Genomic DNA, 26,560 nt, shown 5'->3' with positions numbered 1-26,560 from the left:
AGATCAATAAGAAGATAGGCCTTACAGTACTTGTGGAAGGTATGGTTGCCAAGGGTGACGAGGTGGTGCTGCTATGTTTCATGCCGCACTCAGAACTGTCCTTTAAGTTCAACATGGCATTTCCACTCGCTATCAGTATAGTGAAGATCGCAGAAGCTAACGGAGGACGCATCTACACATCCGGGCTGTACTTTGCGAAAAACGCTGACAAGGTTTTCGGGGATAAACTGACCAAGATCCAGGAACTTAAAAAGCAGGTTGATCCAAAGGACATAATGAACCCTGAAACACTGACCGGAAAAACCCTGATGAAGACAGGACTTTCCATGGCAAAGAGCTTTGAGCCCCTGGCCCGTTTCGTAGGTAATCGCTCCAGTGTCGGTGCACATGAGTTCACCGACCAGAAAGGTATACCTGGTGATGTGCTATCCCATGCCTACACCTGTGCCCAGTGTGGTTACTGTGTGCGCGAGTGTGACCAGTACTACGGCAGGGGCTGGGAATCCCAGTCCCCCCGAGGAAAGTGGTTCTTCCTGAAAGAATACATCGCAGGCAGAGCGGAGCTGGATCAGGAACAGGTGGATACCTTCCTGGCCTGTACCACTTGTGAGATGTGTGACCATTACTGTCAGCTTGACCTACCCATAGAGCGTTCCTGGATGACGCTTCGGGAGAATTTTGTCCAGAAGAAGAAGATGATGACCATCCCGCCATTTGAGATCATGGCACAGAGCCTTGAAAAGGAAAGGAACATCTGGGCCAATTACAGGAAGGACAGGGATGGCTGGCTGCCCAACGATATCCGTGCCAAGATAAAGGATAAGGCAGAGATAGCCTATTTTGCAGGATGCACGGCATCATTTGTGGAAAAGGATGTGGCTGTGGGTGCTGTACGCCTTCTTGACGAAGCAGGTATAGAGTTCACATACCTAGGCGACAAAGAAGCATGCTGCGGAATCCCTATGCTTGTGGCCGGGAAATGGGATATCTTTGAGAAAATAATGAAGATGAACACTGCAAATATGCAGAAAAGGGGAGTGAAGACGGTTGTTACTTCATGTCCTGCCTGTCTGCTTATGTGGAGTACTCTCTATCCGCAGTGGGCCAAGAAGCTGGGTATGCGATATGACATTGAAGCAAAACATTATTCAGAAGTGCTGATGGATAAGCTGGATGTGCTGAAGCCGAAGTTCAAAGTCCCATTGAACAAGGTTGTCGCGTGGCATGATTCATGTCACATTGGCAGGGCTGGATCAGGTGTGTATGAGCCACCCCGCGAATTGCTCAAGGCCATCCCAGGTGTGCAGTTCAGGGAAATGGAGCATAACAGAGAGAAAGCACTTTGTTGCGGTTCCGTGGTAACGCTTATCGATGAACCGAAGGTTGCAGGTAAGATAGGAAATGTGCGTCTGCAGGAGGCCGTTGCCCAGGATGCAGACATAATGGCCGCTCTCTGTCCATGCTGCATGGTGCAATTCAGGATAGCAGCAAGGGATAACAATGTTAACCTGGAGATCCAGGACCTTGGTGCACTTGCAGCCCGCAGCCTGGGATATGACATTCCTGATACCACGAATGTTGCTCTTACCGCATGGGCAACATTCGACAAGATGATAGATCTCATGTTGCCTGAGAACATGACCGAGATGATGGTGGAGCTGCTGCCTGATATGATAGAAGCGATGCCTTCGTACATGCAGGCAATGATGAAGACGGTCAAATATGTACCAGGAATGGATGCGCTCATGAAACCCATGATGCCGAGGATGATGCCTTTGCTCATGCCCTCGTTGATGCCGAAGGTCATGCCAAAGATGCTCAAGGCAGTGGAAAAAAGAGTACCAATGCCGGATTATATGCTGGAGCAGATGCCTGACCTCATGCCTGCTGCAATGACAAACCTGATGCCCAACATGCTTCCGCAGATCGCACCCATGCTGACACCGAAGATGATAGAGTACATCAAGGCACATTGAAAGATGCAATGATGTAAATTGCATTTGGAAAAGGCAGGGGAAGAATAAATTCGAATAGGCTTTAATTAAAAAGCCTGTTCTTTTTTGTAGACGTGACTCCCTATTTCTTTGTAATATCAGATATAGATGCAATAAATTTGACTCCAACTATGCATACAGATACTAACATGTGATAGAATTACTTTGTACATCCCTTCTTAAAATTTAACTTATTTTTGAAACTTTTGAACACCAACATATAAATAGCCTGAATCTAATATTTTATAAACGAGTAGGATTTTATAAGGAGTGGAGAATATGGACCTAATAGGATTAGCTGTTTTGTTCCTGATACTTGCCGTTGTTGCATATGTATTGGGAGCACGCGGAATTGCCGGAATGTCGATGCAGGTTGCCAAGTGGCTTGTGATCATCTTTATAATACTGGCAATAGTGACGTTCTTCCTGTAACAGATGCCATAGAAGAGATACCTTAGCAGGATATCCCCTTCCATGAACAGTTCCGGGAATATACTACCAGAAAGTATCTTTAGATTATTTTTTGGAATATACCTTTTGAGGCTGTCTAATTAGAACTTCAGTTTAAAACCCATTCTTTTTTTCATTAACTCCACTCCTTTTTTTTGGGGGGGATTGGTAGCTATAAATACCATAAATGAAAATGCACAGTAACAATTCCAACACAGAGCATAACTAATTGCAGGGGACTGGAAATATATGCACAAACTACATTTTTCAATCGTTATCAATAAGCAAAAAGAGCATGTTTGGAACACTATGCTCGATATAGATACCTATCGGCTATGGGCGGAAGTATTTGCTCCCGGTTCAAATTATGTCGGTGACTGGAGTCAAGGAAGCAAAATGCTTTTCAGGGCTTCTGATGAGATGTCAGGCATGGTGAGCCGAATAAAAGAAAACAAACCATATCAGTACCTCTCTATTGAGCACATTGGCATTGTGCAGGATGGGAAAGAAGACACTTCAAGCAAAGCGGCGAAAGAATGGGCCGGAGCACTTGAAAATTACACATTTAAAGAAATAGACGGCACAACCGAGGTGTTGGTGGATATAGATATAGAGGACGAATACAAGGAGATGTTCCAGGAAATGTGGCCTAAAGCACTGCAAAAGCTCAAAGAACTGGCGGAGAAATAGAACTTATCTGTTATAGTATCTGCTACGGAATAAGGCGATACTTAAGGAGGCTATCACATTAGCTCCTTAGATTTCTGTTCTAATTAGATGATTTCCTTTTGCTGCCATAGAATCGCCGAATTATTTAAATATAATCGAATGTGATGATATGCTATAAGATGGGGCACACGGACAAAATACCTTTGTCCCAGACGGCTTTTTTACGTTGAACCTAATCATAAAGAGACGTATCAGACCATGTCTTTGAACAATATAATAATCAGAGGAGCTAAGGAGCACAACCTGAAGAATATAGACCTGACACTGCCCAGAGATAAGCTCATTGTTATTACGGGACTCAGTGGTTCCGGTAAATCGTCCCTTGCTTTTGACACTATCTATGCCGAGGGACAGCGCAGGTATGTGGAATCATTGTCAGCCTACGCCCGGCAGTTCCTTGGACTTATGGAGAAACCTGATGTCGAATATATAGAGGGGTTATCCCCGGCCATCTCCATCGAACAGAAGACCACAAGCAAGAACCCCAGGTCAACTGTGGGTACTGTTACCGAGATATATGATTACCTGAGGCTTTTGTACGCCCGAATAGGCATTCGCCACTGCCCTGATTGCGGAAGGATCATTGAACCCCAGAGCGTGGACCAGATCGTAGACAGCATAATGAACATCAAAGAAGGCTCAAAGGTCCATATTCTGGCTCCCCTGGTAAGAGAGAGAAAAGGAGAATACAAGAAGCTGCTTGCTGACCTGTTGGCAGATGGTTTTTCAAGGGTGCGTATTGACGGGGAGATCTACTCGCTTGAAGAAGCAAAGGACATTGAGCTTGGCAGATATAACAAACATAACATCGATATCGTTGTTGACAGGCTTGTCATAAAGGAAGGCATCCGGGAAAGACTTGCTGAAGACGTGGAAACTTCTCTCGCAAAGAGTGGAGGCACCATGACAATACAAATACTCGAAGGCGAAGAACTTACCTTCAGCGAGAAAATGGCCTGCCCGGAATGCGGCACAGGTTTTGAGGATCTTGAACCCTCCGCATTCTCATTCAACAGTCCCCAGGGAGCCTGCCCGGAATGTCACGGGCTGGGTACTTCCATGGAGTTCGACCCGGATCTGATCGTACCTGACAAAACCCTGAGCCTGCGGGAAGGCGCAGTGGAGCCCTGGAGCACAGCTGATGGTTATTACATGCAGTCATTGGAATCCCTGGCAAAGCACATGGGATTTTCCATGGACACGCCATACGAGAAACTGCCTGAAAAGGTAAAGCATGTGATAATGTATGGCACTCATGAGCATATACCCTACATACATGTGGGCCGCACCGGAGGCATATGGCAGCACACTGGCAGATTCAAAGGAGTTATTGCCAATATATCCAAAACCTATGAGAACACAGAATCCGAGAACACGAAAGAAAAGATGACACGGTACATCAGTACCAAACCATGCCTGGTGTGCAATGGAAAAAGACTGAAGCCTACAAGCCTTGCGGTCACTATTGACGGAAAGAATATAATCGATATAACAGACATGTCCGTTGAGGAAACTCTGTACTTCTTCCAGAATGTGGAAACAAAGCTCAATGACAGGGAATACACAATTGCCCGCCTGATATTGAAGGAGATTAAGGCAAGACTGGGGTTCCTTATGGATGTGGGCCTAGACTATCTCACACTGAGCAGGCCGGCAGCCACACTATCTGGAGGAGAGGCACAGCGTATTCGCCTAGCCACACAGATAGGTTCCAGCCTCATGGGAGTGCTATATATTCTGGACGAGCCCAGCATAGGGCTGCACCAGAGAGATAATCTGAGGCTTATCAATACACTGAAACACCTGCGCGACATAGGGAACACTGTCCTGGTGGTGGAGCATGACGAGGAAACTATAGAAAGCGCTGACCATGTTGTGGACATGGGGCCCGGGGCCGGTATCCACGGAGGCGATATAGTTGCAGAAGGCACCCCACAGCAGATCATAGAGAACAAGGACTCGCTCACAGGAAAATACATGAGCGGTGAACTTAGCATAGAGGTTCCGAAAAAACGGCGAAAACCCACCGGCAAGCTCACTCTTTACGGTGCCCGCGAGAACAATCTCAAAGACCTGGATGTGGAATTCCCTCTTGGAATAATGGTATGTGTTACGGGCGTGTCGGGTTCCGGAAAAAGCACGCTTATCAATGAAACCCTTAACAAAGTGCTGGCAAAGGAACTCAACCGGGCCAGGGAAAGACCAGGCAAATATGGATCGATCAGCGGACTGGAACAGGTAGATAAAGTGATCACGATCGACCAGTCACCTATTGGCAGAACCCCGCGGTCCAATCCTGCTACTTACACCAACCTGTTCACACCCATAAGGGAATTGTTCTCCCAGACAAAACTTGCAAAAGCAAGGGGATATCAGGCCGGAAGGTTCAGCTTCAACATACGGGGAGGCAGATGTGAAGCGTGTTCCGGGGATGGTACCATCACCATAGAGATGAATTTCCTGCCTGACGTATACGTGCCTTGCGAAGTGTGCCATGGCAAGCGGTACAACCGTGAAACCCTCGAAGTCACTTATAAGGACCGCAACATAGCGGATGTGCTGGATATGACGGTGGAAGAGGCTTTAGAATTCTTTGAGAATGTACCGGCCATCCAGCGCAAGCTTCAGACCCTGTATGACGTGGGTCTGGGTTACATAAAAGTCGGACAATCCTCAACTACATTATCCGGTGGCGAAGCGCAGCGTGTCAAGCTTGCCACGGAACTTAGTAAACGTTCCACTGGCAAAACAGTGTATATTCTGGATGAACCCACAACCGGACTGCATTTCCATGACGTGAAGAAGCTACTGGAAGTACTGCAGCAACTGGTTGATAGCGGGAACACAGTTATAGTCATCGAACATAACCTGGATGTCATTAAGACCTCTGACTGGATCATCGACCTTGGACCCGAAGGCGGGGAAAAAGGTGGACAAGTCATAGTCCAGGGAACACCCGAGAAAGTCGCACAAAATGAAATATCCTATACCGCTGAATTCCTCAGACGCATTCTGAACAAAAAGAAATCATTCAAAGGTTTAGAAATTCATTGAGCATTTGCTCGAAGAGAAGAAGTTCAGCTTCTCTTCAGCTTCTCAAAAACAGCTTCAACCTGTTCAACTGCTGTTCCTATATATCTATCCGGATCTACTAGGCTGTTAATATCCTCTTCAGTAAGGTAATTCGCAACATCAGTTTTTGACAGCAAGACTTCCTTGAAGTGCTTTCCTGTTTCATGAGCTTCCATGGCACTGGAACGTACGATCTCATGGGCTTCCTGACGACCGACACCGCGTTTTGCAAGTTCTATCATCACAGCCTCGCCCATGTTCAGACCCCGGAGCAGGTTGAGGTTACGGCGGATGTTCTCCGGATAGAACCTGAGGTTCTCTATAACGCCTATACCCAGTTTGATAATATGGTCTGTGAGCACACATGCTTCCGGGAATACGATCCTTTCACATGAGGAATTGGTGAGATCACGTTCATCCCATAGGGTATTGTTCAAAAGTTCAGGTTCCACCATGGCACGTACGATCCTTGCAAGACCACATATCTGTTCGGATTTGATGGGATTGCGCTTGTGAGGCATTGTGGAGGATCCTACCTGTTTTTTCCTGAAGCTCTCCTCTACTTCAGCGATCTCCGTTCTTTGGAGGGAACGTATCTCTACGCCTATTTTATCAAGAGTTGTTACAGTGTTGGCCATCCACATGACAAATTCAGCATGCCTGTCACGCTGTATGATCTGGTTGGACACGTCCACAGAACCTATCTCAAGATATTGCATCACACGTTTCTGTATCTCTATTCCATCCTTGCCAAAAGCTGCCTGAGTACCTACGGCACCGGTCATCTGCCCTACCAGCAGCCGAGGTTTAAGCTGTTCCAGACGTTCGATATGACGTGCAACTTCAGAAGCCCAGATTGCAAATCTCAGGCCATATGTTGTAGGCACACCTATCTGTCCGTGTGTCCTTGCCGCACATACTGTATGCTTGTGAGCATCAGCCTGCATGAGCAACACATCCAACAGCCTGTGCATTTTGTCCTCCAGAATCTGTACAGCTTCCTTTAACTGAAGACCCGTGGCAGTATCAAGGATGTCATTGGAAGTGGCACCGAAATGTACCCATTTACCGGCATCTCCCTGACATTTTTCTGATATACCGATCACCACGGCCATCATATCATGGTGGATCTCATCCTCTATCTCCTTCACACGATCCAGCTCTACAAGACCTGTACTGGCAGATATGATATCGGCAGCTTTCTTAGGGATCAGACCTATATCTGCTTCAGCTTTAGCAAGTGCGGCTTCTACCATCATCAGTTTATGAAGGCGGTTGTCTTCGCTCCAGACAAATTTCATCTCTTCTGTACCGTAACGATATTCAATTGGGTGAATGGCCATCTATAGATTCTCCTGAAGTTGTTTTCACGGTCTCTCTGACGTATAGTAAGTCTGAATCAATAAATATGCTTTGAGTGGCAATCACTCTGCAATTAATGGAGGTCTGAAAAAAAGACAATGGCAGACCTATAAGTCTTCTGCCATCAATTTCCCGGACTGAAGGAGGGACTCTGAACTGGTTGAAGCTCATATCCAACGCTTCCGTTCTGTTGTTGAGAAGTGGTATTATCTTCCGGATACCACCTTGAAGGAAGCTGGTAATCCAGATATTCACTGTACATTGTGGGAAGGAAGAACTGTGTTCCACGGTCCTTTAATGCTGCTTCAAAGCCTGGATCAATGGATTCCAGTGTCTGCTTGCATATCTCAGCCTCCTCAGATTTACCTATCCTATACAGAGCGAATCGCTTGTTGTAAAGTGCTGATGTGCAGGCAGGATCAATAGCAAGAGCGTTATCATAGCAGGATATAGCTGTTTCGACCTGACCCATTACATTGAATATGAAACCCTTGTTGTACCAGGCAGTGACACACATGGGATCCAGTTCAAGGGTTTTGTTATAATAAGAAATTGAACCCTTATAGCTGCTGACAAGATATGAAATAGTACCCTTATGGTACATTGCAGACACGGATGTGGGATCAATTGCCAGCACCTTATCATATTCTGCCAGAGCTTGCTGATAGTTTCCTTGCAGGTAGAAGGAGAAGGCTTTTGTTCCCATTATCAGGGTGTCCGAGGGATCCAACTGGAGCAACTGATCATAGCAAGCGATAGCATCATCGTATCTGCCCATCCTGTCAAGTGCCAAACCCTTATGATAGATAGCATCCGTGTTCTGGGGCTGCTTTGCAAGAATCTGATCATAACTACCTATAGCCCTGTCAAATTGTCCAAGCTTCTCGTACGCTGCACTCTGCTTATAAAGGATACTGACATTACCAGGATCTGTCTCAAGTGCCTTATCATAAGAAGATGCTGCATCCGGATATTTTTCAAGTGCATAGTAGACATCACCACGATCACATAAAGCCTGAGAGTTCTTTGGATCTATGGATAGAACAGCGTTTGCGTATTGGAGCGCTTGTTCATAAGAGCCTGTACTGGAAAGCACACGCCCTTTCTGCAGCATGGCAGGAGTGTTCTGAGGCTCAAGAGCAAGCACATTGTCAAAGCACATCAATGCTCTATCCGTATCACCGGTACTGAAAGAAACAACTCCCAGAGAATACCATCCAGGGGAGTAGGAAGGATCGAACGTCACGGCATTCTCGTAGCATTCAATAGCCCACAGGTCCATCCCGACTTCCATCAAGGCTGAGCCTTTATCGCACAGGACTTTGACAGCCATCGGATCAAGCATAAGGGCTTTGTCAAAGCAAGCGATAGCCTCATCGTAATTACCAATGTTCTGATAGGAAATACCCTTAGCGTCCCATACATCAACAGAATTCACAGTAAACGATTCCATTTGGGGTTCATCGTCATTGTTGATCGATCTTACCACAATGCCGGATGCTTCATTATTACCCAGGGGAGAGAGAACTAGACCTTTGAAGATCTGGAACATCGTAGCTTTATCAGTTCCCTTTCTGTCCATGTTTTCAGCTGCATTGTCCGCTTTTATAAGATTATTATCTATATTTATACGGAAATTAGCTTCCGTATAGCCCGGACTTAATGCAAGTGTCTGCTCATACGCAGAAATGGCTTCTTCGTATTTTCCAAGTTTGTCGAGAACTGTACCTTTACGATACCATATATCTGCAGATTCCGGATGCATTTCCAACAATTTGTTATAAGTGTTGAGTGCCTCCGTGTATCTTCCCATGGTTTCAAGGTTAGAAGCTTTTGCATATAGAGCAGCAGAAAACCCAGGATCCTCTTTTATGGCTTTATCATAACTTTTTATGGCATCTACTGGCCGCCCGAGCTTGTCAAGGTCCATGCCTCTCTCAAACCATACTCTTGCACAAGACTCTTCATTGAGGGCTTTGCTATAGCTAGTAACTGCTTCTTCATACTTTTGGAGCATATCAAAAGCTCTTGCACGATTGTACCATACTATTGCAAAGCTGGGTTCGAGTTCTGTTACCCTGTCATAGGATGATATCGCATCCTCATAGTTACCAAGTTTATAAAAAGCCGTACCTTTATTGTACCATATATGCGCCGAATCGGTTTTGAATTGAGGGGATTCAGTATAACATTCCATTGAATTGACTTCATCTATAAAGAGGTAAGAGGATATATCTGCTACATACAAACCGCTCAGACCATCGGGATTTAACTGCAGTGCACGATCATAACATTCTATTGCTTCAGAATATCTCCCCAGAGAATCTAAATTCCTTCCTTTCTTATTCCATGCAGTTGCATTTTGAGGGTCAAGCGCAAGCACCTGATCATAACAGTTAATGGCATCAGCGTATTGTCCCAGATTATCATAACTCTGTGCCTGAAGATACCAGGCATCTATATTGTAAGGATCCTGGGAAAGAAGAATATTATATGCTTCTATAGCTGAAGCGTGATCTCCAAGAGTAACTGCTGATCTTGCTTTTCCAGACAATGCTTCAGCATTGAGAGGCTCAAGCTTCAGAACATTGTCATAATCTGCCATGGCCTTTTCGTGTTCACCAATAGCTTCATAAGCAGCTGCCCTTGCAAACCAGATTTCAGGGTCATCTGGAACCATTGTCAGAGCTGTGTCAAAAGATGTAATGGAGTCGTTGTACCTTCCTACCTGTAAATAGGAATAACCCGTATCATACATGGAATTTGCATATTTTGAGAAAATGTTAAGTATCTGGTCATAACAAACCATGGCCTCGTCATGCCTTCCAAGACCATCAAGGGATTTGCCTTTGTGATAGACCAGTTTAATATATTCAACATCAAAAGTTGTAACATTATTATCATTTAAAGCAGAGTCATTTGAAGAAAAAGTTTCAGATTGACCTGAAGATTGTGAATACTGCACATCGAACTCTTCAAGAGAAGTTTCATAAATAATTAGGGACTCATTATATCTGCCTAAAGCCTCCAGCATAATACCTTTTTTGTAAAGGATCTCACTGGAATTTGATTTCCTATCCAAAATGGCTTCATAGGAATCTAGGGCAGCCTGAGGATTTCCCATGAGGTATTGTGTTTCAGCCTTATTCTCAAGGATCTCTATTGATTGAGGATCGAGTTCCAGGGCCTGGTCAAATAACTTAAGGGCTTCCGTATAGGAACCGTTACGACTCATTTCAAGACCCTGATCATTGAACGACCTTGCCTCATAACCCATACCATTAGCGCACGGAGTAAAAAGCAAAACCAACATCACTAATGCGCAAGCTGAAAGGAATAACTTGTTTAATGCCATCTGAATACCTGTCAGGAAATTCTAGTAATTATAACCTTATTGCGTTATGTTAGATAAGATTTTTGTTCTTTTTGAAACGAACAGATTATGCACTGTTACATAGTCCAATTGCTAATGCATCTTACTAGGATAAGACACGCGTGATATAAATAAATTATCTGGTTAAAATAATAAAGTTGATTAAAATATTTTAACGCCAATTTTACCAAAACTCTTCTCTGTTCATGATATCCCTACCCTATATCATAAAAAGATATTCGAAAACACATCATACTGAACTAATAACATATACAAGCAGGTACCTGCGAAAATGCTGAGCATTGCATTTCTTTTCCATACATGCAGGACTATGATCACTATTATTGTAAAAAGTTCCGGAACTCCATAGGGGAACTGAAACCATTGTGTATCCTTCAGACAATAAAGAACAAGCAGTAAAAGGATCATAGGTGGAAGTTTCTTTTCAATAACAGACAATAATTCAGGAGGCTCTGCTGACTTGAAAAGAACAAAAGGCAATGCCCTTGTGAAGAATGTAGCAACAGCTACAACTGTTATCACAGCAAGCATATGAAACATTCCATAGGTCAGAGACCACCCTCCTGATCAGCATCGGCCATTGGTGCAGAGGTGCGTTTAGCCTGCATAATTTTCTCATGTGCCAGCAGAATGAGCGTTCCAATTATAATTGAAACTATAAGCATGTTTTGAGGACTAAATAGCACAATGGAGACCACACCTGCACCTACAGCGGCTATAAAGGGAAAAAATGCCTTCGAATGGTAGTACTGCTCAATGGTCAACACCACGAATAATGCAGTTAGCACAAAAGCCATACCTTCCATATCAATGTCAAGCACTGACCCCAGTATAGCTCCAATGACAGATCCTGTGATCCAATAAAAGTGGTTCAGGATAGCTATATAAAAATAAAAATCGATTTTTGAGGCTCTGTCGGGAACCTTTGTAGTCGTAAGCAGGGCATATGTTTCATCAGTAAGTGCAAAAATGAGATATGTTTTAAATCTGCCCACATCAGAGAACTTCTCAAGCATTGAAATACCGTAAAATGAATGCCTGAGATTAATAAGAAGTGTGAGGATCAGGAACTCCATAAGCCCTGCCCCTGCCGCCAGCAATGCTACAGATATGAACTGTACTGATCCGGCATATATAAAAACACTCATTAAAAAAGAATAGCTCCAGTGGTATCCTGCTCCTGTAAGCAAGAAACCAAAAGCGATCCCTAGCGGGATATAACCAAGGAGTACAGGAAAAGTGATCTTGATAGCACTTAGGAAGAGCTCTTTACTATAATGTTCCATGATACCAAACACTATTCAGATCTCAATTACTATAATGTAGCTCGTAGCTGAAGAATAGAATGCTGAATGAATGGCATCTTAGTTAACTTTATTGGGTTTGAACTTGGCGAACATTAAATTTTGTTCGCCAAAACGCATAATCTTTCAATTACATCACATGGCATCTTTCTGTGCCTTTGTGAAGTATTCGATCGCCTGCGCCAGTTCCCTGTGGTCCCGGGCATACTCGGCAATATCCATTTTATTGAGATAGGCATCACATGCCTGAACCAATGCTTTTGCTCCTTCCTTAGTTCCTCCCGGATGGGCATGAACCCCAGAGCCCATGGTTGTAATGAAATCCACGTTCCCCATTACATCGATGAAAGGCTTCAACCTGATAGGATTAAGTCCGCCGGAAACGATAGGGCAGCATTTTTTCATACCTCTCCAGCTATCGTCCTCAAGAATGACATGATGGGCAGAATCCTCTTCCACAAGATATACCGCATCCTTATCGTTTTCAGGTATCTTGGTCCATGTTTGCTCAAAGAAATGACCTTGTGACCTCATATACAGGATACCATGGGCAGCAACGACATCCTCTTCAGGAGTGCCTTTCATTTTTCCAACACCTGCGGTACCTGTGTGTATACCTGAAGCACCGGCAAGCCGTGCAAACTTGGATAATACCAGAACCGAGAAACCTATTGGGTTCTCAGGCCTTGTAAAAGCTCCGTGGGCCGCCCTGTGGAAATGAATGAACACATCAGGATATCGTCTTCTGAGGGTCTGCACAGCCATCCAGCCAGCAGTTATCCCGTCAATAAGGAATGCATAGCTTCCAGGCTCAAAACCTGCGTTCACTATCATTTCACACCGTTCGATCATAGTGTCAAAGTCGGCAGCTGAAACATTGAAAGAATGGACCTTTTTTCTGCCGGTCTCCTTGACTGCCTTGTCCATAGCCTCTTTAACGTGTTTTACCATTTTTTCGTAGGGACAGAAATCCTGGTTTGCCTGTGGTTCGTCGTTCTTGACAAAATCGCCTCCCCCCACCCAGAAGTCATAACATACTTCCGCATACTCTGCAGAAGTGAGCCCCATCTTTGGCTTTACGATAGTACCGAGTATTGGCCTGTCATGTACTCCCAGGTATTTTCGCATGTCATCAAGGGTATAGCTTGGACCATCATACTGTTCGAGCATCGATGGAGGGAACCATACATCCAGTAACTTCAGAGCTTTGATCTCTTTAATGCCCAGGATATTGCCGACTATGTATGTAAGGATGTTCTGGACATTGCCCCCTCTGTCAAAAAGCCTCCAGGGATAGGCTATCCATACCAGATCCCTTTCCAGATCCAGCTTATAGACCAGCGCGTTCATGGTCCTGGAAAATGGGGTTTCTGTGTTGACCTTGAAATTAGTCCCTGTAGACGATTCAGCTGCAGTTTCCGCAGCTGCCTGAAGTATGTTCAATTTCCCGTCCGGGATCAGATGGAACACCCCCAGAAGGTATTCTCCATTATACGGATCTGGAAGCTGCAAATTCACATAAGACTGCTGCTTAGGATTAAGCGACTCTACAAGATCTTCATGGATCGGACTCATATTAATAACAATCGTTAACATGCTATTTGAGTTTTTGGAACTGAATGGAACAATACATAAAAAATATGCATGTTGCATTAAAGGAAAAAATGTTCATACAGGAATATTGTAAGCCGTTACTTCATCGAACCCTTCATGAAGAGATCAATATGATCGCAATGAGGGCAAGAAGCACACCTGTCCACTGCCTTATAGCCATCTTTTCTTTCAGTATCAGCCATGCAAGTAATACAGTGCCTGCAGGATAAAGGGATGAAGTGATCGATGCTATATCCAGCCTGCCCGCCTGCGAAGCCAGTGCAAAGAAGGTATTACCTCCGGTGTCAAAAATACCGGCCAGTATTATTATGGGCAATATGCCTCTTGAAGGGACAGATATAGAACCTTTGACAACGATGAATCCCAGGACCATCAAAACTGCTGCAGCTCTGGCAACGGCTAATGGCCAGTACACTGCTGTTTCGCTGACATGATCGATGGATATGAAAAAAATACCAAAGCCCATCCCTGCAATTAAAGGAAACTTAAGATCATTTAACTGTATTTTTCCCATCTCTTTATTCTCGCCTGCAATTAACCAAACTGCTGCTAATGCAAACACAAATCCGGCCATCTGATGTGCATCAGGTAGCCCTTCATAGAATGCACCATACAGGACAGGCACAGATGCAGCTACAACTGCTGAAATAGGAGCGATAAAACCCATTTTTCCCTGTGACAGGCCGTGATAAAGTGCCAGAAGTGCTATGCCTATAAAAATGCCAGCAACTGCACCCCATATAATTCCACTGATGCCGGGTATCTCTTCTCCCATCAAATAAGCAGAAGCTGCAAGGAGAAAAACTCCAACTGTCTGGACTATAAGCACAACGCTAAAGACATTTGCCTTTTTTGAGGCAAAACCTCCGCTGAAATCACCTGCACCCCATGATGCAGCTGCAAGCAGCCCAAAAAAAACCACAAGAAGCTCAGCAGGTATCATTTATATTCCTTCCTCATACAACACCCCAGATCAGTGCCCCTGAAATTGTATCCTGATTTTGCTGAAAGTTCAGATATTATAAACTAAAAGTAAATGTTTTGATAAATATGTTACCAGGCTATTTGAATTCAATACCATTATACCTATATTTTTGGCAAGGACCTTTGAAATTTATTCTTCTTCCAGCCTGCACACATGCAGAACACCCTCAGGAACAAGACATGATGGATCTTTTACAATAATGTAGAAAAATGAACATATGAACTTGAAAAAATGAAGGTCAAAAAACTCTCAGATCAAGGACATTTCCCCTAAATAAAAAAAGGAGGCTTCCCCTCATTTAGTTCTGCGGATAAGGAAAGAAAGAATATCGGAACTTAAGCCTGTTTCAGCTCTCATTTGTTTTAGTAGGTCTTCATCAGACATCCCTTTTTCCTTATGTTCCCTGATCTTATCATAAACATGTTGTGAGATCTCAGAATATTCTTCTATTACTTCTCTGTGCCCCCACACATCTCCTTCCAGGATTTTTATGCCCTGCATTTCCAGGAACATTAGGGATGACTTGGAAAGTGTTTTCTTATAAGATGTAGGCATATGGACAGCTTTGAGTTTAGGGCATTTTGCGACCATTGAAAAGATATCTGTATTTGAAGGCCTGAAAGCCAGATGTATCATTTCTTCACTCTGGTGAAGGGTTTCTATCTCTTCTTTTGAACTTAGCACTCTTATTTTCAATTTAATCACCTATTTTACACAGACCATGAAACAGTATTAAAAATATTATTTGAAAGCTAGAATCCTATTCATATTATTCTATTTATAGTTAATGATATTTCTGTATGTAAAACAATACACATTGACATAACATTAGAAAAAATCAAGTGTTGTTAAACCCTTCGTTTGGATAACAGATATCTCCAGATGATTATTCAGCTTTGTAGATGTCCCAGACTTTGAAGGAAAATATTTAATTGAAATGTGCCCCAAAAGTTTCATACAGAAAAAGTTATGTCTGTCATTTAATGGTCCTGTTCAAAGCTTCGGGGGAGTCACTGATGTTTATTGAAATGCTGTTTTCTATCAGATCATATTTATCCGGAGTTGTAGGAAGAACCTTCCCTGGCTAGCTTAGCCAGTATGCCTAATTGAACTATTTCAAATACGATATCAAGAACTGTATTAACAAGATCACCTGTAACTGGAACCTGGGCTATGGTAAGGTCTGTGCCTATGTTGGCCAAAGCAAGGAGGATGAACCCGATAACCAGGTTCCTCATTTTCTTTTCCTGAGCAAGCATTCTTAACAAACCGATCTTATTCATATTTACACCCATGATGATTGTTCACAGAGAGGGACAAAATGATGCGGACCTGCAAAATAAGGTGGATCTAACAGAACATTTCAATAAGAGTTATACACCATACTTTATAATGCCTTCTTCTTCATGGAAGAGCCTGGAGCTCCATAACCCATAATAATTGCTGATCTCATCCATAATGTATTTCGCGATCAATAAGGAATCCTCTTCCAGTTTCCAGGAATCCCACTGTCTTTCTACAAGGACTTCTTCAGAATCACATTTTATTTGTTCTGTATATTCATTTTCTCCATTTGTTAAAATGGAATTTACGCAGTTGAAGATCTTTACCATGATCTTTACGTTACCAATATAGTTGATCTTGGAATAGAACGTTGATGTGAACCTGATGGTCTGCAACAGGTTGCAAGCAAGCAGCTCGTCATCAAATCTTTTAACAGAATTTTCCTTAAAGAAACTACCGCAGATTTTCATTGAATGGACCAATCCATTCCTATGGATTTCAACTTTATTACTGGCATTGCGAAGAGGATCTTCATCATCCCATTTAATACCAAATTTTGAGGGTCTGATGGAATATGACAGATAGCTTGTACAATCTTCCACCTTGTCAGAATGCAGTTCCATAAGTTCATGGCCGAACTTGGGAGAGGGTTCGAACATTTGTCCATCGATCTTTAAAGGAGTTATGACCACATGACCTTCAATTCCGTGTAATTGCAGTTCATGGGGGAGCTTGTTCTGACTGAAATATATGGCTTCATCAATATATCTTTCAAGCTTGCTTGTCCCAAAAAAACGCGATTGATACAACCATTCCACTTCATTTTCATCCATGGGAGTGGCGGAGAAATTATACCTCTTATAGTATCGCTTGTCCTGGTTGTTATAATAGGGTTTACTTTGCCCTTCGGGAATATGAACTAATAATATAACTCTGTCAGTGTCCGGAATAGGTATCTTTTTTATCTGAACGCTTACCCTGGGCACTATGTTGCCAAGAATGATCTGTTCCAATCGTTCCTTATTGAGATCACCATCGATCCCATTGATAGACTGGGGATGCCCCCCTTTTCCTGTTTCCATCACACCATATACAAGATAACCCCCTTTGGTATTGGAAAATGCAGTGACCTGTTTTATGATGCTGTAATCATTAAGTTGCTGTTTATAGTCCAGGATCATTGATTCTTCTATCTGCTCATCGGACAACTTCTGAATATCATCAAAAGTAACATCAGAAAATGGTTTATCGAACAGCATATAGCATCAGCGAATCCTGTAATTGAGTTAGATTTAAGTGATCTGTCAACCAGATAAATTTATGGGTTTAGAGAAGTCCATGTCCTTTTCAGTGTTGGTGATCTGCAGATAAACCGATAACCAGGAACTACCATAAAAATATAATACTACTTAGATCATAAAACAAGCTGAATAGATATCCAGGAGATAAATGAACTGTGCCAGGCGGAAAAACCCATGAGCTGATAAACATTACAGCGCTGGTGTCCATATTGACAGTAGTATATTATCTGTCAACGTGGCCGGAAACTGGAGCATTCGCAAGACATCCGGACATTAATGAGGTAATTGCCTTTTCTGTTTCCTACATATTCGCAACGTTCTACCTGAGCCCGGACCTTGATACAAAAAGCAGGCCTTACAAAAGATGGAAGATGCTCAGGATACTCTGGTGGCCCTACAGGATAATATTCAAACACAGGGGTTTCTCCCATAACATGATCCTCGGCCCTCTTACCATTCTACTGTACCTTACAGTAATAGTACTTGCATTACTCCTGCTTTCAGGTGTCGGACTGCAGAATATCCCTATAAGGATAGTTATTGCCGCCACTACAGGTATAGTCCTGTCAGTAGAGATCCATATAATATCAGACAGGTTTTTCTCAAAGGTAAAGAGTATTTTGTGAGACCTATTGCAGCGAAAGCAGAGGGTCCAAAGTGACTCCCAATGATTATATTTGAGAAATCATTGCAATTATCTATAAATAACAACAAACCATGTATCCACAAGTTCTTAATAAAGGTGTGTGATCAGATAAAAAAACCATTACTTGACGTCTTGTTCATGTCTGGCAAGAGAAAGAAAGTACTCTTGTTATTGCAAGATGGACCAAAGGGAATGGATTATTTGCTCAAGTCTCTGGATACAACAAGGCCAGCGTTACTTCCGCAGATGAGAGTGCTGGAAGATAGTTATCTTATCATTCATTATAACGACAGTTATGAATTGACTACCATTGGAAAGATCTTAGTTGAGGAGATCGTGCCTTTATTAAACACCTTGGAGGTCTTTGATGTTGACATAGATTACTGGGGAAACCATAAACTCATGTTCGCACCGAGATCCCTTTTGTCCAGGCTCCGCGAAATAAAGGGCTGCAAAGTGATAGAACCCAATTTAGTGAACATATATGAGGCGAATAAAGATTTTATTGAAACCTGTGCCACGTCTAAGGACCTGTTCTTTATCTTGACTTTTGCACATCCTGTTTTTACCACGCTCAGCTCCCAATTCATTGCTAACGGTTCAAATATTGAAATTATTATCAATGCGGACCTGTTACAAAAATTCAAAGCAAATTGGAAGAAAGAAGTTCAGGGTTACATTGACAGTGAGAAGGTCAAATTTTACCTTTACCCAAATGACATTGAATTGGGAACATTTGCTCAGAATGACCACTATTTTGTGTTAAGGATGCTATCAAATAACAAAACATATGACTACAGTCAACTGTTTTGTAACGGACCCGATGCACTCAAATGGGGAAGAGAGCTATTTGATTTTTATTTGAAGGACTCCATACCAATAACCGAAATCTAGCTCTTGTCCAATCTTACAGGCGCAGGGAATGCAGTCGTTTACAATCTCCCTGGCCCGATCAAAGGTATGGTTCAGGTCTGGTTCACAGCCGCTCCTACTGTTTCTTTGGTCTTGTTGTCCACCTGTGCAACTGTCTGGGTCAGATTCTCTGCTACGGCCACCGGTGTCTGGTTAATGGTCTGGTTCACAGCACTCCCTACAACCTCTTTTGTTTCATTGACAGCCATTCCCACGGTCTGATTTATAGCCTGCCCTGCGGCTTCTTTGGTCTGATTCACAGCCTTGCCTACGGTCTGGTTTATATTTTGTCCTACCGTTTCTTTAGTCTGGTTTATTTTCTCTCCCACGGTCTGTTCTACGGTCTTGTCCGTACATCCGGAGATCGCCACTATGCCTGCAACCAACAATCCCATTAATAATAACTTAAGCATTTTCTGCAAAATCATCACCTGTTCTGTTCCTAATTGTATTCCGGAATAAATGAACCTGTTGTTCCCATCTTGTATGTATGCTGAAGAAAGATCTTATTGGAATGGAATTCCAATAATCCTCCTGATCACGCTCCCAATAACCGAAAACAAGGGTCATCGCCCCGCATTCTGATAACTTCCAGATGCCTGAGAATGATTTGCCGGAATGGTTTTCCCCCGGGCAAGAGACATGAATATACCCGCAATACAAAAGACAGTGAACAGAATAAATGCATAGTGCAGACTTGTAATGAACTGAGGATGATATTCGGGCGTGATCTCCACCGGGCCGGTAACAACTGCAAAGATCATCATAGCAATACCCATTGAAAGCATCTGTCCAAGCAGCCGCATGGTTCCGTTCATCCCGGATGCCACACCATAGAACCTCTTATCTACCGAACTCATGATCACATTCGTGTTCGGGGAAGAGAAGAGACCGAAACCGATGCCAAGCACCACAAGAATTCCGATCATGTACAAGACAGGTGTCGTTTCTGAAAGGAAGGTCAGGAAAAAGAGACCGATCGCCGTAAGGGCCATTCCTGCGGATGCAATGAGACGGGGTTCGATACTGTCGGAAAGCTTACCGGCGAGAGGAGAGACCATGGCCTGAAAAACCGGCTGAGCTATCAGAATAAATCCGGCATGTTCAGGTGTGAAACCCTTGGTGTACTGCAGATCAAGACTCAGGAGAAAGGTCACTGCGTAGGTCGCACTGTAATTGATGAGCGCGGAAAGGTTGGAAAGAGCAAAAACGCGGTTCTTTGTAAGAAGACTGATATCAAGGACCGGGGAAGGTATGCGCATCTCATACCGGATAAAGATGATCGTTCCGATAATTCCCACTGCTATAAGAGAAGCACCCTTTATATCCGGAAGTACAGAAAAGCCATACATAAGTGAAACTATTGCCATACCGTAGATAACAGACCCTGTCAGATCGAATTTATCTCCCCGGCATTCCGCCCAATCACCTTTAAGTTTCCAGAGGATGAGAAGGATCGCCGCAAGACCTATAGGGACATTTACGAAGAAAATGCTCCTCCAGCCGAGATGCTGCGTCATTATGCCACCAAGGAAAGGACCGGTGGAGAGTCCGATGTACACTGCAGTGATGTAGATACCCAGGGCCTTTCCACGTTCTCCGGGCGGATAGACGGAGGTGATCATGGCAATTCCGGTCCCGAAGATCATGGCGCTTCCCAAACCCTGGATTACCCTGATCGTAATCAGCATCTCTGTAGAATCAACCATGGTCATCGACAGGGATGCAAGGCTGAAGACCGTTATGCCATATAGGAAAACCTTTTTCCTTCCATATATATCGGCGATCTTCCCGAAGGGGACAAGGAAAACTGCTGAAGAGAGAAGATATGCAGTTGCAACCCAGGAAAGAGAGATGGCGTTCATACGGAATTCCGCTCCGAGTGTAGGCAACGCGATATTTACTGCCGAACCATCAAATGGCGTGATAAATCCCGCAAGTATCGCGATAATAAGAACGATCTGTTTTTCAGTATTAAGTGAAGACGCATCAGGAGTTTCACAGATCCTCTGGACTTGAGAAGAGGAAACTGCATTTTCAACAGACGGTCCATAACCATTTATTTTTTTCACCATTCTATCACTGATCAGCAATGTTATAAAACACTGAAAGCAAGCAGTAAATTACAGGCATTGCTACTTATATTTTGAGTAAGCTTACCACTTGTCATTGACCTTTACTTCCAAAAAAGACAGACTGAGATCGCTGGTTTCTACGTTAACTTTGAATAATATCGTTCATCAGATCCACCCGAACAATCTCTGGAACAATCCCGGCTCTTTTACCTCTACCGGAGCCTGGAGGGCATCTGAATACTCGATGTCACCCTCTGGTGTTTCATACCTGACAACAGTATCTATGCCATACACTTTGGGCACAGCTTCGCTATCAGCCTTAATTTTGACCTTTGCGACAGCTGTACTTCCGGGAACCATACCGGACACAAATGCCACACTATCTGTGGTGCTTAGCGGGTCAGATGGATTGACCATGACCTTAACATTCTTTGCCTCTTCCTCACCTGTATTCCTGATATTTAAAATGATGATCTCCTCACCGCCGGGGTAAAGGCTGCCCGAAGTATTTATTATTTCAAAATCGGCCTGATCTTTTACTATGATCTTCAATGTCTGGTTCTGCACCATCATCCCATACCAGCGGTTCACATCGTAGGTCTGGGCAGTTGAATCAGGGTCCATTACCTGTACATTCTTCTGGTAATCGTAAGAAAGGTTGAGGTAAAGGTTGTATTCCCCTGCCTTTGCCTTTTTATCGATCTTTATATCGAACCTGGCAGGTGAGACAGCATTTTGTCCGCTTCTTATAGAACCGATCTTCTGGCTAACTGATCTTATCTCTATGGGACTTTCCGGACCTGCCGAAAGAGAAGCGACTATACCTGTAGCATCTACCACAGCGCTCTCCAGCTTCATTTCAGTCTGAGCGCCAAATATCTCATCGGCATTATCGGGAGTTCTATCGTTCTTGAACCCTAACAATTTGCCATTGTTCATCAGATCAATGTTCAAAGTGACCGTCTGACCTCTGTGGAATTCATTGCTGCCGATGATAGTGGCACTAATATCGGGACTGCCGTCTACGTTGTAGTAATTTTCTCCGAGATCGAAGCTTTGGGATACACTATAGGCTGTCAGGGTATCATAAGCTCCTGCAACGCCTGAGATCATAAAGAGCAATAAACAAACCAATGGTATCATTTTCCTCATTTTATGCTTCCCTCCTGAAAAGATGGACACCTGCTGTGAAAGTAATAAGTGCGAAGAGTGAGAGTACTATCAGATCTGTGGATATAGCGCTCAGACCCTGGCCCTTGATCATGATCGTACGCATGGCGTCGTTTGCATAGGTCAAAGGCAACAGGTAAGCGATATAGCGCATCCAGTCCGGGACCGAGCTCAAGGGGAAAAACACACCGGTAACGAACATGGATGGAAGAGTGACTAGCATGTTCAGCTGGAAGAAAGATTCCATATCATTCACTCTTGTAGACATCACGATCCCCATGCCTACTCCACCAAGAGTGAAGATAACAAGCACCAGAGCAACAAGCAGCCAGCTGCCGTTCATATGGAACCCCACAAGGAAATACGCTGCCAGTATAAGAATAACAGATCTGATCAGCTGTAATATAAGCTGGTATATCGTTTTTCCGAGGATCACCGCTCTTCTGCTGACAGGGGTCATCAGGATACGGACAATGGTACCGTCTTCTTTTTCTCCCGCGATGGCAGAACCTGTGGTCGCTACAGAACCCATAAAAATAGTGAGGGCTATAACAGCCGGAGTCAGAAAGTCCAGATATTCAAGATCCCCATAGATATTTGGGATAGCCAGAGAAACAGACCCTCTTTCTGAGAACAGTTGCTTCATATAATTGACAATAATGCCTGTTGTGGTAGTGTCCGAGGAATCGGTAAGAAGGATAAGGGTAATACTTTCATTTTTCGCCAGTTTATCACTGTAATCCGGCGGGATCAGCAGGACAGCTTTATACGATCCGGCATCGATCTTACTCTCTGCTTTTGACTGCGACATGTCCTTCGTGTAGGTTATGGAGAACATGGGCTCTCCACTGTACTTGCCGGTATAGCTGCCGATCTGCTGTATAAGGGAATTTGAGGCTGTGCCTGTGTCGTCATTGACGATCAGAATAGGAGCATTCTTTACAGTGCCACCCATCCCATAGCCGAAAAAGATGATCATGATAATCGGGAACAGGAACAAAGGAACCATGAGAGCCTTTTTTCGGGAAAGCTGCCTGAACTCTTTTACTGTTATTATCCAGGAGTGTTGCAGCTCGGTCATCATATCCATTTAATCACGCACCTCTTCCCCTGTCATGTGTATGAACACTTCTTCAAGATTTGTACTTCCTGATCTTCCCTTTAAATTTTCCGGCGTGTCCAAGGCCACCATTTTACCTAAGTTCATTACAGCAACCCTGTCACACAGATTATCAGCTTCTTCCATGTAGTGGGTTGTGAATACCAGGGTCTTTCCTTCTCCGTTGAACTGTCTGGCAAGTTTCCAGATAGCTTGCCTGGTCTGCGGGTCAAGGCCTGTGGAAGGCTCATCCCAGAATATGATCTGTGGGTCGTGCAGCACTGCGCATATAACTGAAAGGCGCTGCTTCATGCCGCCTGAGAAGCCACCTGCAAATCGGTCTGCATGGGACTCAAGACCTACAAGCTGCAGGTAATGATCGATACGTTCCTCCATTATTTTTTTAGGAACACTATAGAGCTTGCCCATAAGCTCCAGATTCTCCCTGGCCGTAAGGTCGGGATAAAGGCTGAGCTTCTGAGGGACTATGCCTATGATAGGCCGTATCTTGTCATCCTCTTTATCGACATCGAAGCCTGCAACTTTTATACTGCCGCTGGTGGGCTTTATTAAAGTGGTGAGCATGGAGAATATGGTGGATTTGCCCGCTCCGTTAGGTCCGATCATGCCAAAAATCTCTCCTTTCAATACATCAAAGTTTACATCATTGACCGCAGTTATTTTCCGTCCTCTTGAATGAAAGACCTTGACAAGACCCCTTACCTCAATAATTGTTTCCATTCACTCACCAAGCTTCGCTTCCTTTTCAATTAGAATGCCGTTGGCAAATATATCTATAAAGCCTTCGAACTCTGCTTCCATGTCATAAAGAAACCTTTCACCAAGTATCCCGTTCAATAGATAGATATGAGCGAAATAACTTATCAAGGTCAATGCTGCTGATCGGGGATCAACATTGCGCATTTTTCCCTCTTTTATTTGAAACTCAAAGTATTCACTTAGATGCGCTACATTCATATGATATACAGAAAATAGAATTTCGGCAACTTCCGACCTTCTTTTCCCTTCTTCCAGCAACATGAACATAAACATACGGTATTTGCCATTCAGTTCTTTTTCTTTCATGGAATGCGCAATGCTCTGGCCTAAGGCATGAAGACTCGCACTCAGATCTACATCCTTTTCTATAATAAATAAAGGATCAAGTGCTGAAAATACAGCCCTGTTCTTGATAAGGACCTCTCGTAACAGATTCTCTTTTGACCGAAATTTTCTAAATAAGGTCACTTCTGCAACATTTGCCTCTTTTGCGATCCTGCGGGTAGTTGCACCTATATATCCCTCGCTTGCAAATACCTTCAGAGCAGCATTCAGGATCCTTTGTTCTGCATCCATTATGTAAGTAAGTGATTACTTACATACTATTAAAAGCTTTGATACGCTTCTAAAGGCAAGAATAATGTGCAATTGCTCAATTTGTTATTTTGGCTATCTACAGAGCCGTTATTTTACCCACTGATAAATAGATTTATTAAGTAGTAACTTCAATTAAACTAACAGCAGATATATATTATTGAGACATAAAGTATATCAAAAAGTCTCATCGAAAAACGGGTGAATATAATGCCAACTCTATATGAGGTAAAAACGCAAATCAGATCATTGGAAGGAACTAACAAACTAATCGATAGCAAGGAAATCAAAGAATTACCGAGCATTTTAGAAGATGGCGAGACTGTTAAAAGAGTTTTGAAAGGCTTCTATGAACAAAGAAATGGCATACTGGTCGCAACAAATAAAAGACTGATCTTTATTCATAAAGGAGTGCTTTTTGGCTTCGGCATCGAAGATCTCACATATGACAGACTAACGTCTATTCAGCATAAACTCGATTATACATTCGGGACAATTACAATTCTCACTTCTGATGACAGGATAGACATACAGCGAGTAGATAAAGAGCAGGCTATTGCTTTTTCAAAGTATGTAAGAGAAAAGATCGCCAGGTCCGGACATCACTTTTTCAATAAGAGAAGGAAAGAACTTAATGATTCATTGAGTATAGCAGATCAGATCAAAAAATTGACAGATCTGAGAGATGCTGGCTTATTAACGGACGAAGAACTACTGGTGCATGAGCAGAAGATATTAGATGTGTGAATACGCACACAGAACTTATTTAAAAAAATATCCGATGCGGGGGATGGGATTCGAACCCACGAACTCCTACGAGACTAGACTCTGAATCTAGCGCCTTTGACCTGGCTGGGCGACCCCCGCATTGAGGCTAGCGTATAGTTGCACTAATGGTATATATGCTTTTTCAGTTGCAGACCATCAAAAAAAAGGTCTGCGAACACAACAAAGCAGGTCAACCGATCAGTTTCATAAGCAGGGCTTTCTGTGCATGCAGACGGTTCTCTGCCTGGTCATACACCACGGAATGCGGACCATCCATCACCTCCGCAGCGATCTCCTGGCCCCTGTGAGCCGGCATGCAATGCATGACTATAGCGTCACTCTTGGCAAGGGCCAGCAACTCTGAACTGATCTGGTAATCTTTCAGATCATCCAGACGCTTCTCTATCTCATCCTCATCACCCATGGAAACCCATACATCAGTGTATAGAACATCTGCCCCCTTTGCAGCCTCGAATGGGTCGTTCATAATGGTGATATCACCTCCAAGCTCCCGGGCCTGCTTGACGATCTTGTCATCAGGCTCATATCCGGGCGGGCAGGCCACCACCATCTGCATGCCCACGATGGCACAACCCAAGATAGCGGAATTACACACATTGTTGCCATCGCCTACCCAAAGGTACTTCAATCCATTGAAATGGCTTTTGTATTCCCTGATGGTAAGCAGGTCAGAAAGGATCTGGCATGGATGCTCCACATCTGAAAGGGCATTAATTACAGGTACTGAAGAATGGGCAGCTATTTCGAGGATAGTACTATGCCTGTTCACCCTTGCAGTAATACAGTGCACATATCGGGAAAGAACAACAGCTGTATCAGCGATAGTCTCTCCGCGTCCGATCTGCAGGTCCTTGGAAGAGAGAAAAATGGACTGCCCTCCCAGGTCAGACATGGAAACCTCAAAGGAAACCCTGGTGCGCGTGGATGACTTTTCGAACAGCATTGCCAGACTTCTACTCTTCAGCAGGTCTGTGAGCTTCCCGCGAGCACGCTTTTCTTTCAGAAC

At 43.7% G+C, this 26,560-nt stretch carries 23 protein-coding genes and 1 tRNA gene; 7 read left to right on the top strand and 17 right to left on the bottom strand.

Going from position 1 to position 26,560, the window contains the following annotated elements:
* The 4 genes from AB7U21_RS01505 to uvrA all read left to right on the top strand — a co-directional run.
* The coding region (locus AB7U21_RS01505; RefSeq protein ID WP_428386613.1) for a (Fe-S)-binding protein at positions 1-1,976 on the top strand (1,976 nt) is incomplete at its 5' end.
* A gap of 297 nt (positions 1,977-2,273) precedes the next feature.
* Positions 2,274-2,426: a DUF1328 domain-containing protein gene (locus AB7U21_RS01500; protein WP_333786824.1), complete on the top strand. Its 153-nt coding sequence runs from the start codon at positions 2,274-2,276 to the stop codon at positions 2,424-2,426.
* A 267-nt stretch (positions 2,427-2,693) separates the two neighbouring features.
* Complete coding sequence (locus tag AB7U21_RS01495) at positions 2,694-3,134, top strand: SRPBCC domain-containing protein (RefSeq protein WP_333786825.1); 441 nt, start codon at positions 2,694-2,696, stop codon at positions 3,132-3,134.
* 237 nt (positions 3,135-3,371) lie between these two features.
* The gene (gene uvrA, locus AB7U21_RS01490; RefSeq protein ID WP_428386610.1) at positions 3,372-6,227 is read left to right on the top strand and encodes an excinuclease ABC subunit UvrA; all 2,856 of its coding nucleotides are present in this window, start codon (positions 3,372-3,374) and stop codon (positions 6,225-6,227) included.
* A gap of 23 nt (positions 6,228-6,250) precedes the next feature.
* Here the strand turns inward: uvrA and purB are convergent, their stop codons facing one another.
* From purB to AB7U21_RS01445, 9 genes are all read right to left on the bottom strand, one after another.
* Complete coding sequence (gene purB, locus AB7U21_RS01485; RefSeq protein WP_428386608.1) at positions 6,251-7,588, bottom strand: adenylosuccinate lyase; 1,338 nt, start codon at positions 7,586-7,588, stop codon at positions 6,251-6,253.
* Between the two features lie 143 nt (positions 7,589-7,731).
* Positions 7,732-10,962 carry a tetratricopeptide repeat protein gene (locus AB7U21_RS01480; RefSeq protein WP_428386606.1) on the bottom strand — a complete coding sequence of 1,077 codons (3,231 nt, stop codon included), beginning with the start codon at positions 10,960-10,962 and terminating at the stop codon, positions 7,732-7,734.
* Positions 10,963-11,205: 243 nt separating this feature from the next.
* Positions 11,206-11,532 (bottom strand): branched-chain amino acid transporter permease, encoded by a 327-nt coding sequence (locus tag AB7U21_RS01475; protein WP_428386604.1) that lies wholly within the window; start codon positions 11,530-11,532, stop codon positions 11,206-11,208.
* Positions 11,533-11,549: 17 nt separating this feature from the next.
* Positions 11,550-12,287, bottom strand: a complete 738-nt coding sequence (locus AB7U21_RS01470; RefSeq protein WP_333786832.1) for an AzlC family ABC transporter permease — start codon at positions 12,285-12,287, stop codon at positions 11,550-11,552.
* A 153-nt stretch (positions 12,288-12,440) separates the two neighbouring features.
* On the bottom strand, positions 12,441-13,880 hold the full coding sequence (locus AB7U21_RS01465) for a ribulose-bisphosphate carboxylase (RefSeq protein ID WP_333786833.1): 1,440 nt from the start codon (positions 13,878-13,880) through the stop codon (positions 12,441-12,443).
* Positions 13,881-14,013: 133 nt separating this feature from the next.
* A complete protein-coding gene (locus tag AB7U21_RS01460; protein WP_428386601.1) occupies positions 14,014-14,862 on the bottom strand; it encodes an EamA family transporter in 849 nt (282 codons plus the stop codon).
* A 336-nt stretch (positions 14,863-15,198) separates the two neighbouring features.
* Complete coding sequence (locus tag AB7U21_RS01455) at positions 15,199-15,600, bottom strand: DUF1699 family protein (protein WP_428386599.1); 402 nt, start codon at positions 15,598-15,600, stop codon at positions 15,199-15,201.
* Positions 15,601-15,956: 356 nt separating this feature from the next.
* A complete protein-coding gene (locus AB7U21_RS01450) occupies positions 15,957-16,187 on the bottom strand; it encodes a hypothetical protein (RefSeq protein ID WP_333786836.1) in 231 nt (76 codons plus the stop codon).
* A gap of 90 nt (positions 16,188-16,277) precedes the next feature.
* On the bottom strand, positions 16,278-17,447 hold the full coding sequence (locus AB7U21_RS01445) for an AlbA family DNA-binding domain-containing protein (protein WP_428386596.1): 1,170 nt from the start codon (positions 17,445-17,447) through the stop codon (positions 16,278-16,280).
* Between the two features lie 197 nt (positions 17,448-17,644).
* Here AB7U21_RS01445 and AB7U21_RS01440 point away from each other — a divergent pair, with 197 nt between their 5' ends.
* Both AB7U21_RS01440 and AB7U21_RS01435 read left to right on the top strand, forming a co-directional pair.
* On the top strand, positions 17,645-18,115 hold the full coding sequence (locus tag AB7U21_RS01440; protein WP_333786838.1) for a metal-binding protein: 471 nt from the start codon (positions 17,645-17,647) through the stop codon (positions 18,113-18,115).
* A gap of 158 nt (positions 18,116-18,273) precedes the next feature.
* Positions 18,274-19,029: a helix-turn-helix transcriptional regulator gene (locus tag AB7U21_RS01435; RefSeq protein WP_428386594.1), complete on the top strand. Its 756-nt coding sequence runs from the start codon at positions 18,274-18,276 to the stop codon at positions 19,027-19,029.
* A gap of 71 nt (positions 19,030-19,100) precedes the next feature.
* Here AB7U21_RS01435 and AB7U21_RS01430 read toward each other — a convergent pair whose 3' ends face one another.
* The 6 genes from AB7U21_RS01430 to AB7U21_RS01405 all read right to left on the bottom strand — a co-directional run bounded on the left by AB7U21_RS01430 (position 19,101) and on the right by AB7U21_RS01405 (position 24,747).
* On the bottom strand, positions 19,101-19,469 hold the full coding sequence (locus AB7U21_RS01430) for a hypothetical protein (protein ID WP_428386592.1): 369 nt from the start codon (positions 19,467-19,469) through the stop codon (positions 19,101-19,103).
* A 144-nt stretch (positions 19,470-19,613) separates the two neighbouring features.
* Positions 19,614-21,122 carry an MFS transporter gene (locus AB7U21_RS01425; protein WP_428386590.1) on the bottom strand — a complete coding sequence of 503 codons (1,509 nt, stop codon included), beginning with the start codon at positions 21,120-21,122 and terminating at the stop codon, positions 19,614-19,616.
* 165 nt (positions 21,123-21,287) lie between these two features.
* Positions 21,288-22,274, bottom strand: a complete 987-nt coding sequence (locus AB7U21_RS01420; protein ID WP_428386588.1) for a COG1361 S-layer family protein — start codon at positions 22,272-22,274, stop codon at positions 21,288-21,290.
* Between the two features lies 1 nt (position 22,275).
* Positions 22,276-23,382 (bottom strand): ABC transporter permease, encoded by a 1,107-nt coding sequence (locus AB7U21_RS01415; RefSeq protein ID WP_428386586.1) that lies wholly within the window; start codon positions 23,380-23,382, stop codon positions 22,276-22,278.
* Positions 23,383-24,132: an ABC transporter ATP-binding protein gene (locus AB7U21_RS01410; RefSeq protein WP_428386584.1), complete on the bottom strand. Its 750-nt coding sequence runs from the start codon at positions 24,130-24,132 to the stop codon at positions 23,383-23,385. It lies immediately after the preceding gene.
* On the bottom strand, positions 24,133-24,747 hold the full coding sequence (locus tag AB7U21_RS01405) for a TetR/AcrR family transcriptional regulator (RefSeq protein WP_428386582.1): 615 nt from the start codon (positions 24,745-24,747) through the stop codon (positions 24,133-24,135).
* A gap of 228 nt (positions 24,748-24,975) precedes the next feature.
* Between AB7U21_RS01405 and AB7U21_RS01400 the strand changes: the two genes are divergently transcribed.
* A complete protein-coding gene (locus AB7U21_RS01400; RefSeq protein ID WP_428386580.1) occupies positions 24,976-25,512 on the top strand; it encodes a PH domain-containing protein in 537 nt (178 codons plus the stop codon).
* Between the two features lie 35 nt (positions 25,513-25,547).
* Here AB7U21_RS01400 and AB7U21_RS01395 read toward each other — a convergent pair.
* Together AB7U21_RS01395 and argF are read right to left on the bottom strand one after the other, a co-directional pair.
* A tRNA-Leu gene (locus AB7U21_RS01395) sits at positions 25,548-25,632 on the bottom strand.
* Between the two features lie 91 nt (positions 25,633-25,723).
* Positions 25,724-26,560, bottom strand: an 837-nt coding sequence (gene argF / locus AB7U21_RS01390) for an ornithine carbamoyltransferase (RefSeq protein WP_428386578.1), incomplete at its 5' end; no start/stop codon positions are given.

The sequence above is a fragment of the Methanomethylovorans sp. genome (assembly GCF_050177135.1).
Classification (GTDB): domain Archaea; phylum Halobacteriota; class Methanosarcinia; order Methanosarcinales; family Methanosarcinaceae; genus Methanomethylovorans.
The sequence above is the reverse complement of the archived record's forward strand: the minus strand, read 5'-3'. Positions and strand labels throughout refer to the sequence as shown.

What these genes read in the sequence shown, in the direction of transcription:
- AB7U21_RS01500 (WP_333786824.1), top strand. Translation starts at nt 2,274, where the DNA reads ATGGACCTAATAGGATTAGCTGTTTTGTTCCTGATACTTGCCGTTGTT.
- AB7U21_RS01495 (WP_333786825.1), top strand. Translation starts at nt 2,694, where the DNA reads ATGCACAAACTACATTTTTCAATCGTTATCAATAAGCAAAAAGAGCAT.
- uvrA (WP_428386610.1), top strand. Translation starts at nt 3,372, where the DNA reads ATGTCTTTGAACAATATAATAATCAGAGGAGCTAAGGAGCACAACCTG.
- purB (WP_428386608.1), bottom strand. Translation starts at nt 7,588, where the DNA reads ATGGCCATTCACCCAATTGAATATCGTTACGGTACAGAAGAGATGAAA.
- AB7U21_RS01480 (WP_428386606.1), bottom strand. Translation starts at nt 10,962, where the DNA reads ATGGCATTAAACAAGTTATTCCTTTCAGCTTGCGCATTAGTGATGTTG.
- AB7U21_RS01475 (WP_428386604.1), bottom strand. Translation starts at nt 11,532, where the DNA reads ATGCTTGCTGTGATAACAGTTGTAGCTGTTGCTACATTCTTCACAAGG.
- AB7U21_RS01470 (WP_333786832.1), bottom strand. Translation starts at nt 12,287, where the DNA reads ATGGAACATTATAGTAAAGAGCTCTTCCTAAGTGCTATCAAGATCACT.
- AB7U21_RS01465 (WP_333786833.1), bottom strand. Translation starts at nt 13,880, where the DNA reads ATGAGTCCGATCCATGAAGATCTTGTAGAGTCGCTTAATCCTAAGCAG.
- AB7U21_RS01460 (WP_428386601.1), bottom strand. Translation starts at nt 14,862, where the DNA reads ATGATACCTGCTGAGCTTCTTGTGGTTTTTTTTGGGCTGCTTGCAGCT.
- AB7U21_RS01450 (WP_333786836.1), bottom strand. Translation starts at nt 16,187, where the DNA reads ATGAATAAGATCGGTTTGTTAAGAATGCTTGCTCAGGAAAAGAAAATG.
- AB7U21_RS01445 (WP_428386596.1), bottom strand. Translation starts at nt 17,447, where the DNA reads ATGCTGTTCGATAAACCATTTTCTGATGTTACTTTTGATGATATTCAG.
- AB7U21_RS01435 (WP_428386594.1), top strand. Translation starts at nt 18,274, where the DNA reads ATGTCTGGCAAGAGAAAGAAAGTACTCTTGTTATTGCAAGATGGACCA.
- AB7U21_RS01425 (WP_428386590.1), bottom strand. Translation starts at nt 21,122, where the DNA reads ATGGTGAAAAAAATAAATGGTTATGGACCGTCTGTTGAAAATGCAGTT.
- AB7U21_RS01420 (WP_428386588.1), bottom strand. Translation starts at nt 22,274, where the DNA reads ATGAGGAAAATGATACCATTGGTTTGTTTATTGCTCTTTATGATCTCA.
- AB7U21_RS01415 (WP_428386586.1), bottom strand. Translation starts at nt 23,382, where the DNA reads ATGGATATGATGACCGAGCTGCAACACTCCTGGATAATAACAGTAAAA.
- AB7U21_RS01410 (WP_428386584.1), bottom strand. Translation starts at nt 24,132, where the DNA reads ATGGAAACAATTATTGAGGTAAGGGGTCTTGTCAAGGTCTTTCATTCA.
- AB7U21_RS01405 (WP_428386582.1), bottom strand. Translation starts at nt 24,747, where the DNA reads ATGGATGCAGAACAAAGGATCCTGAATGCTGCTCTGAAGGTATTTGCA.
- AB7U21_RS01400 (WP_428386580.1), top strand. Translation starts at nt 24,976, where the DNA reads ATGCCAACTCTATATGAGGTAAAAACGCAAATCAGATCATTGGAAGGA.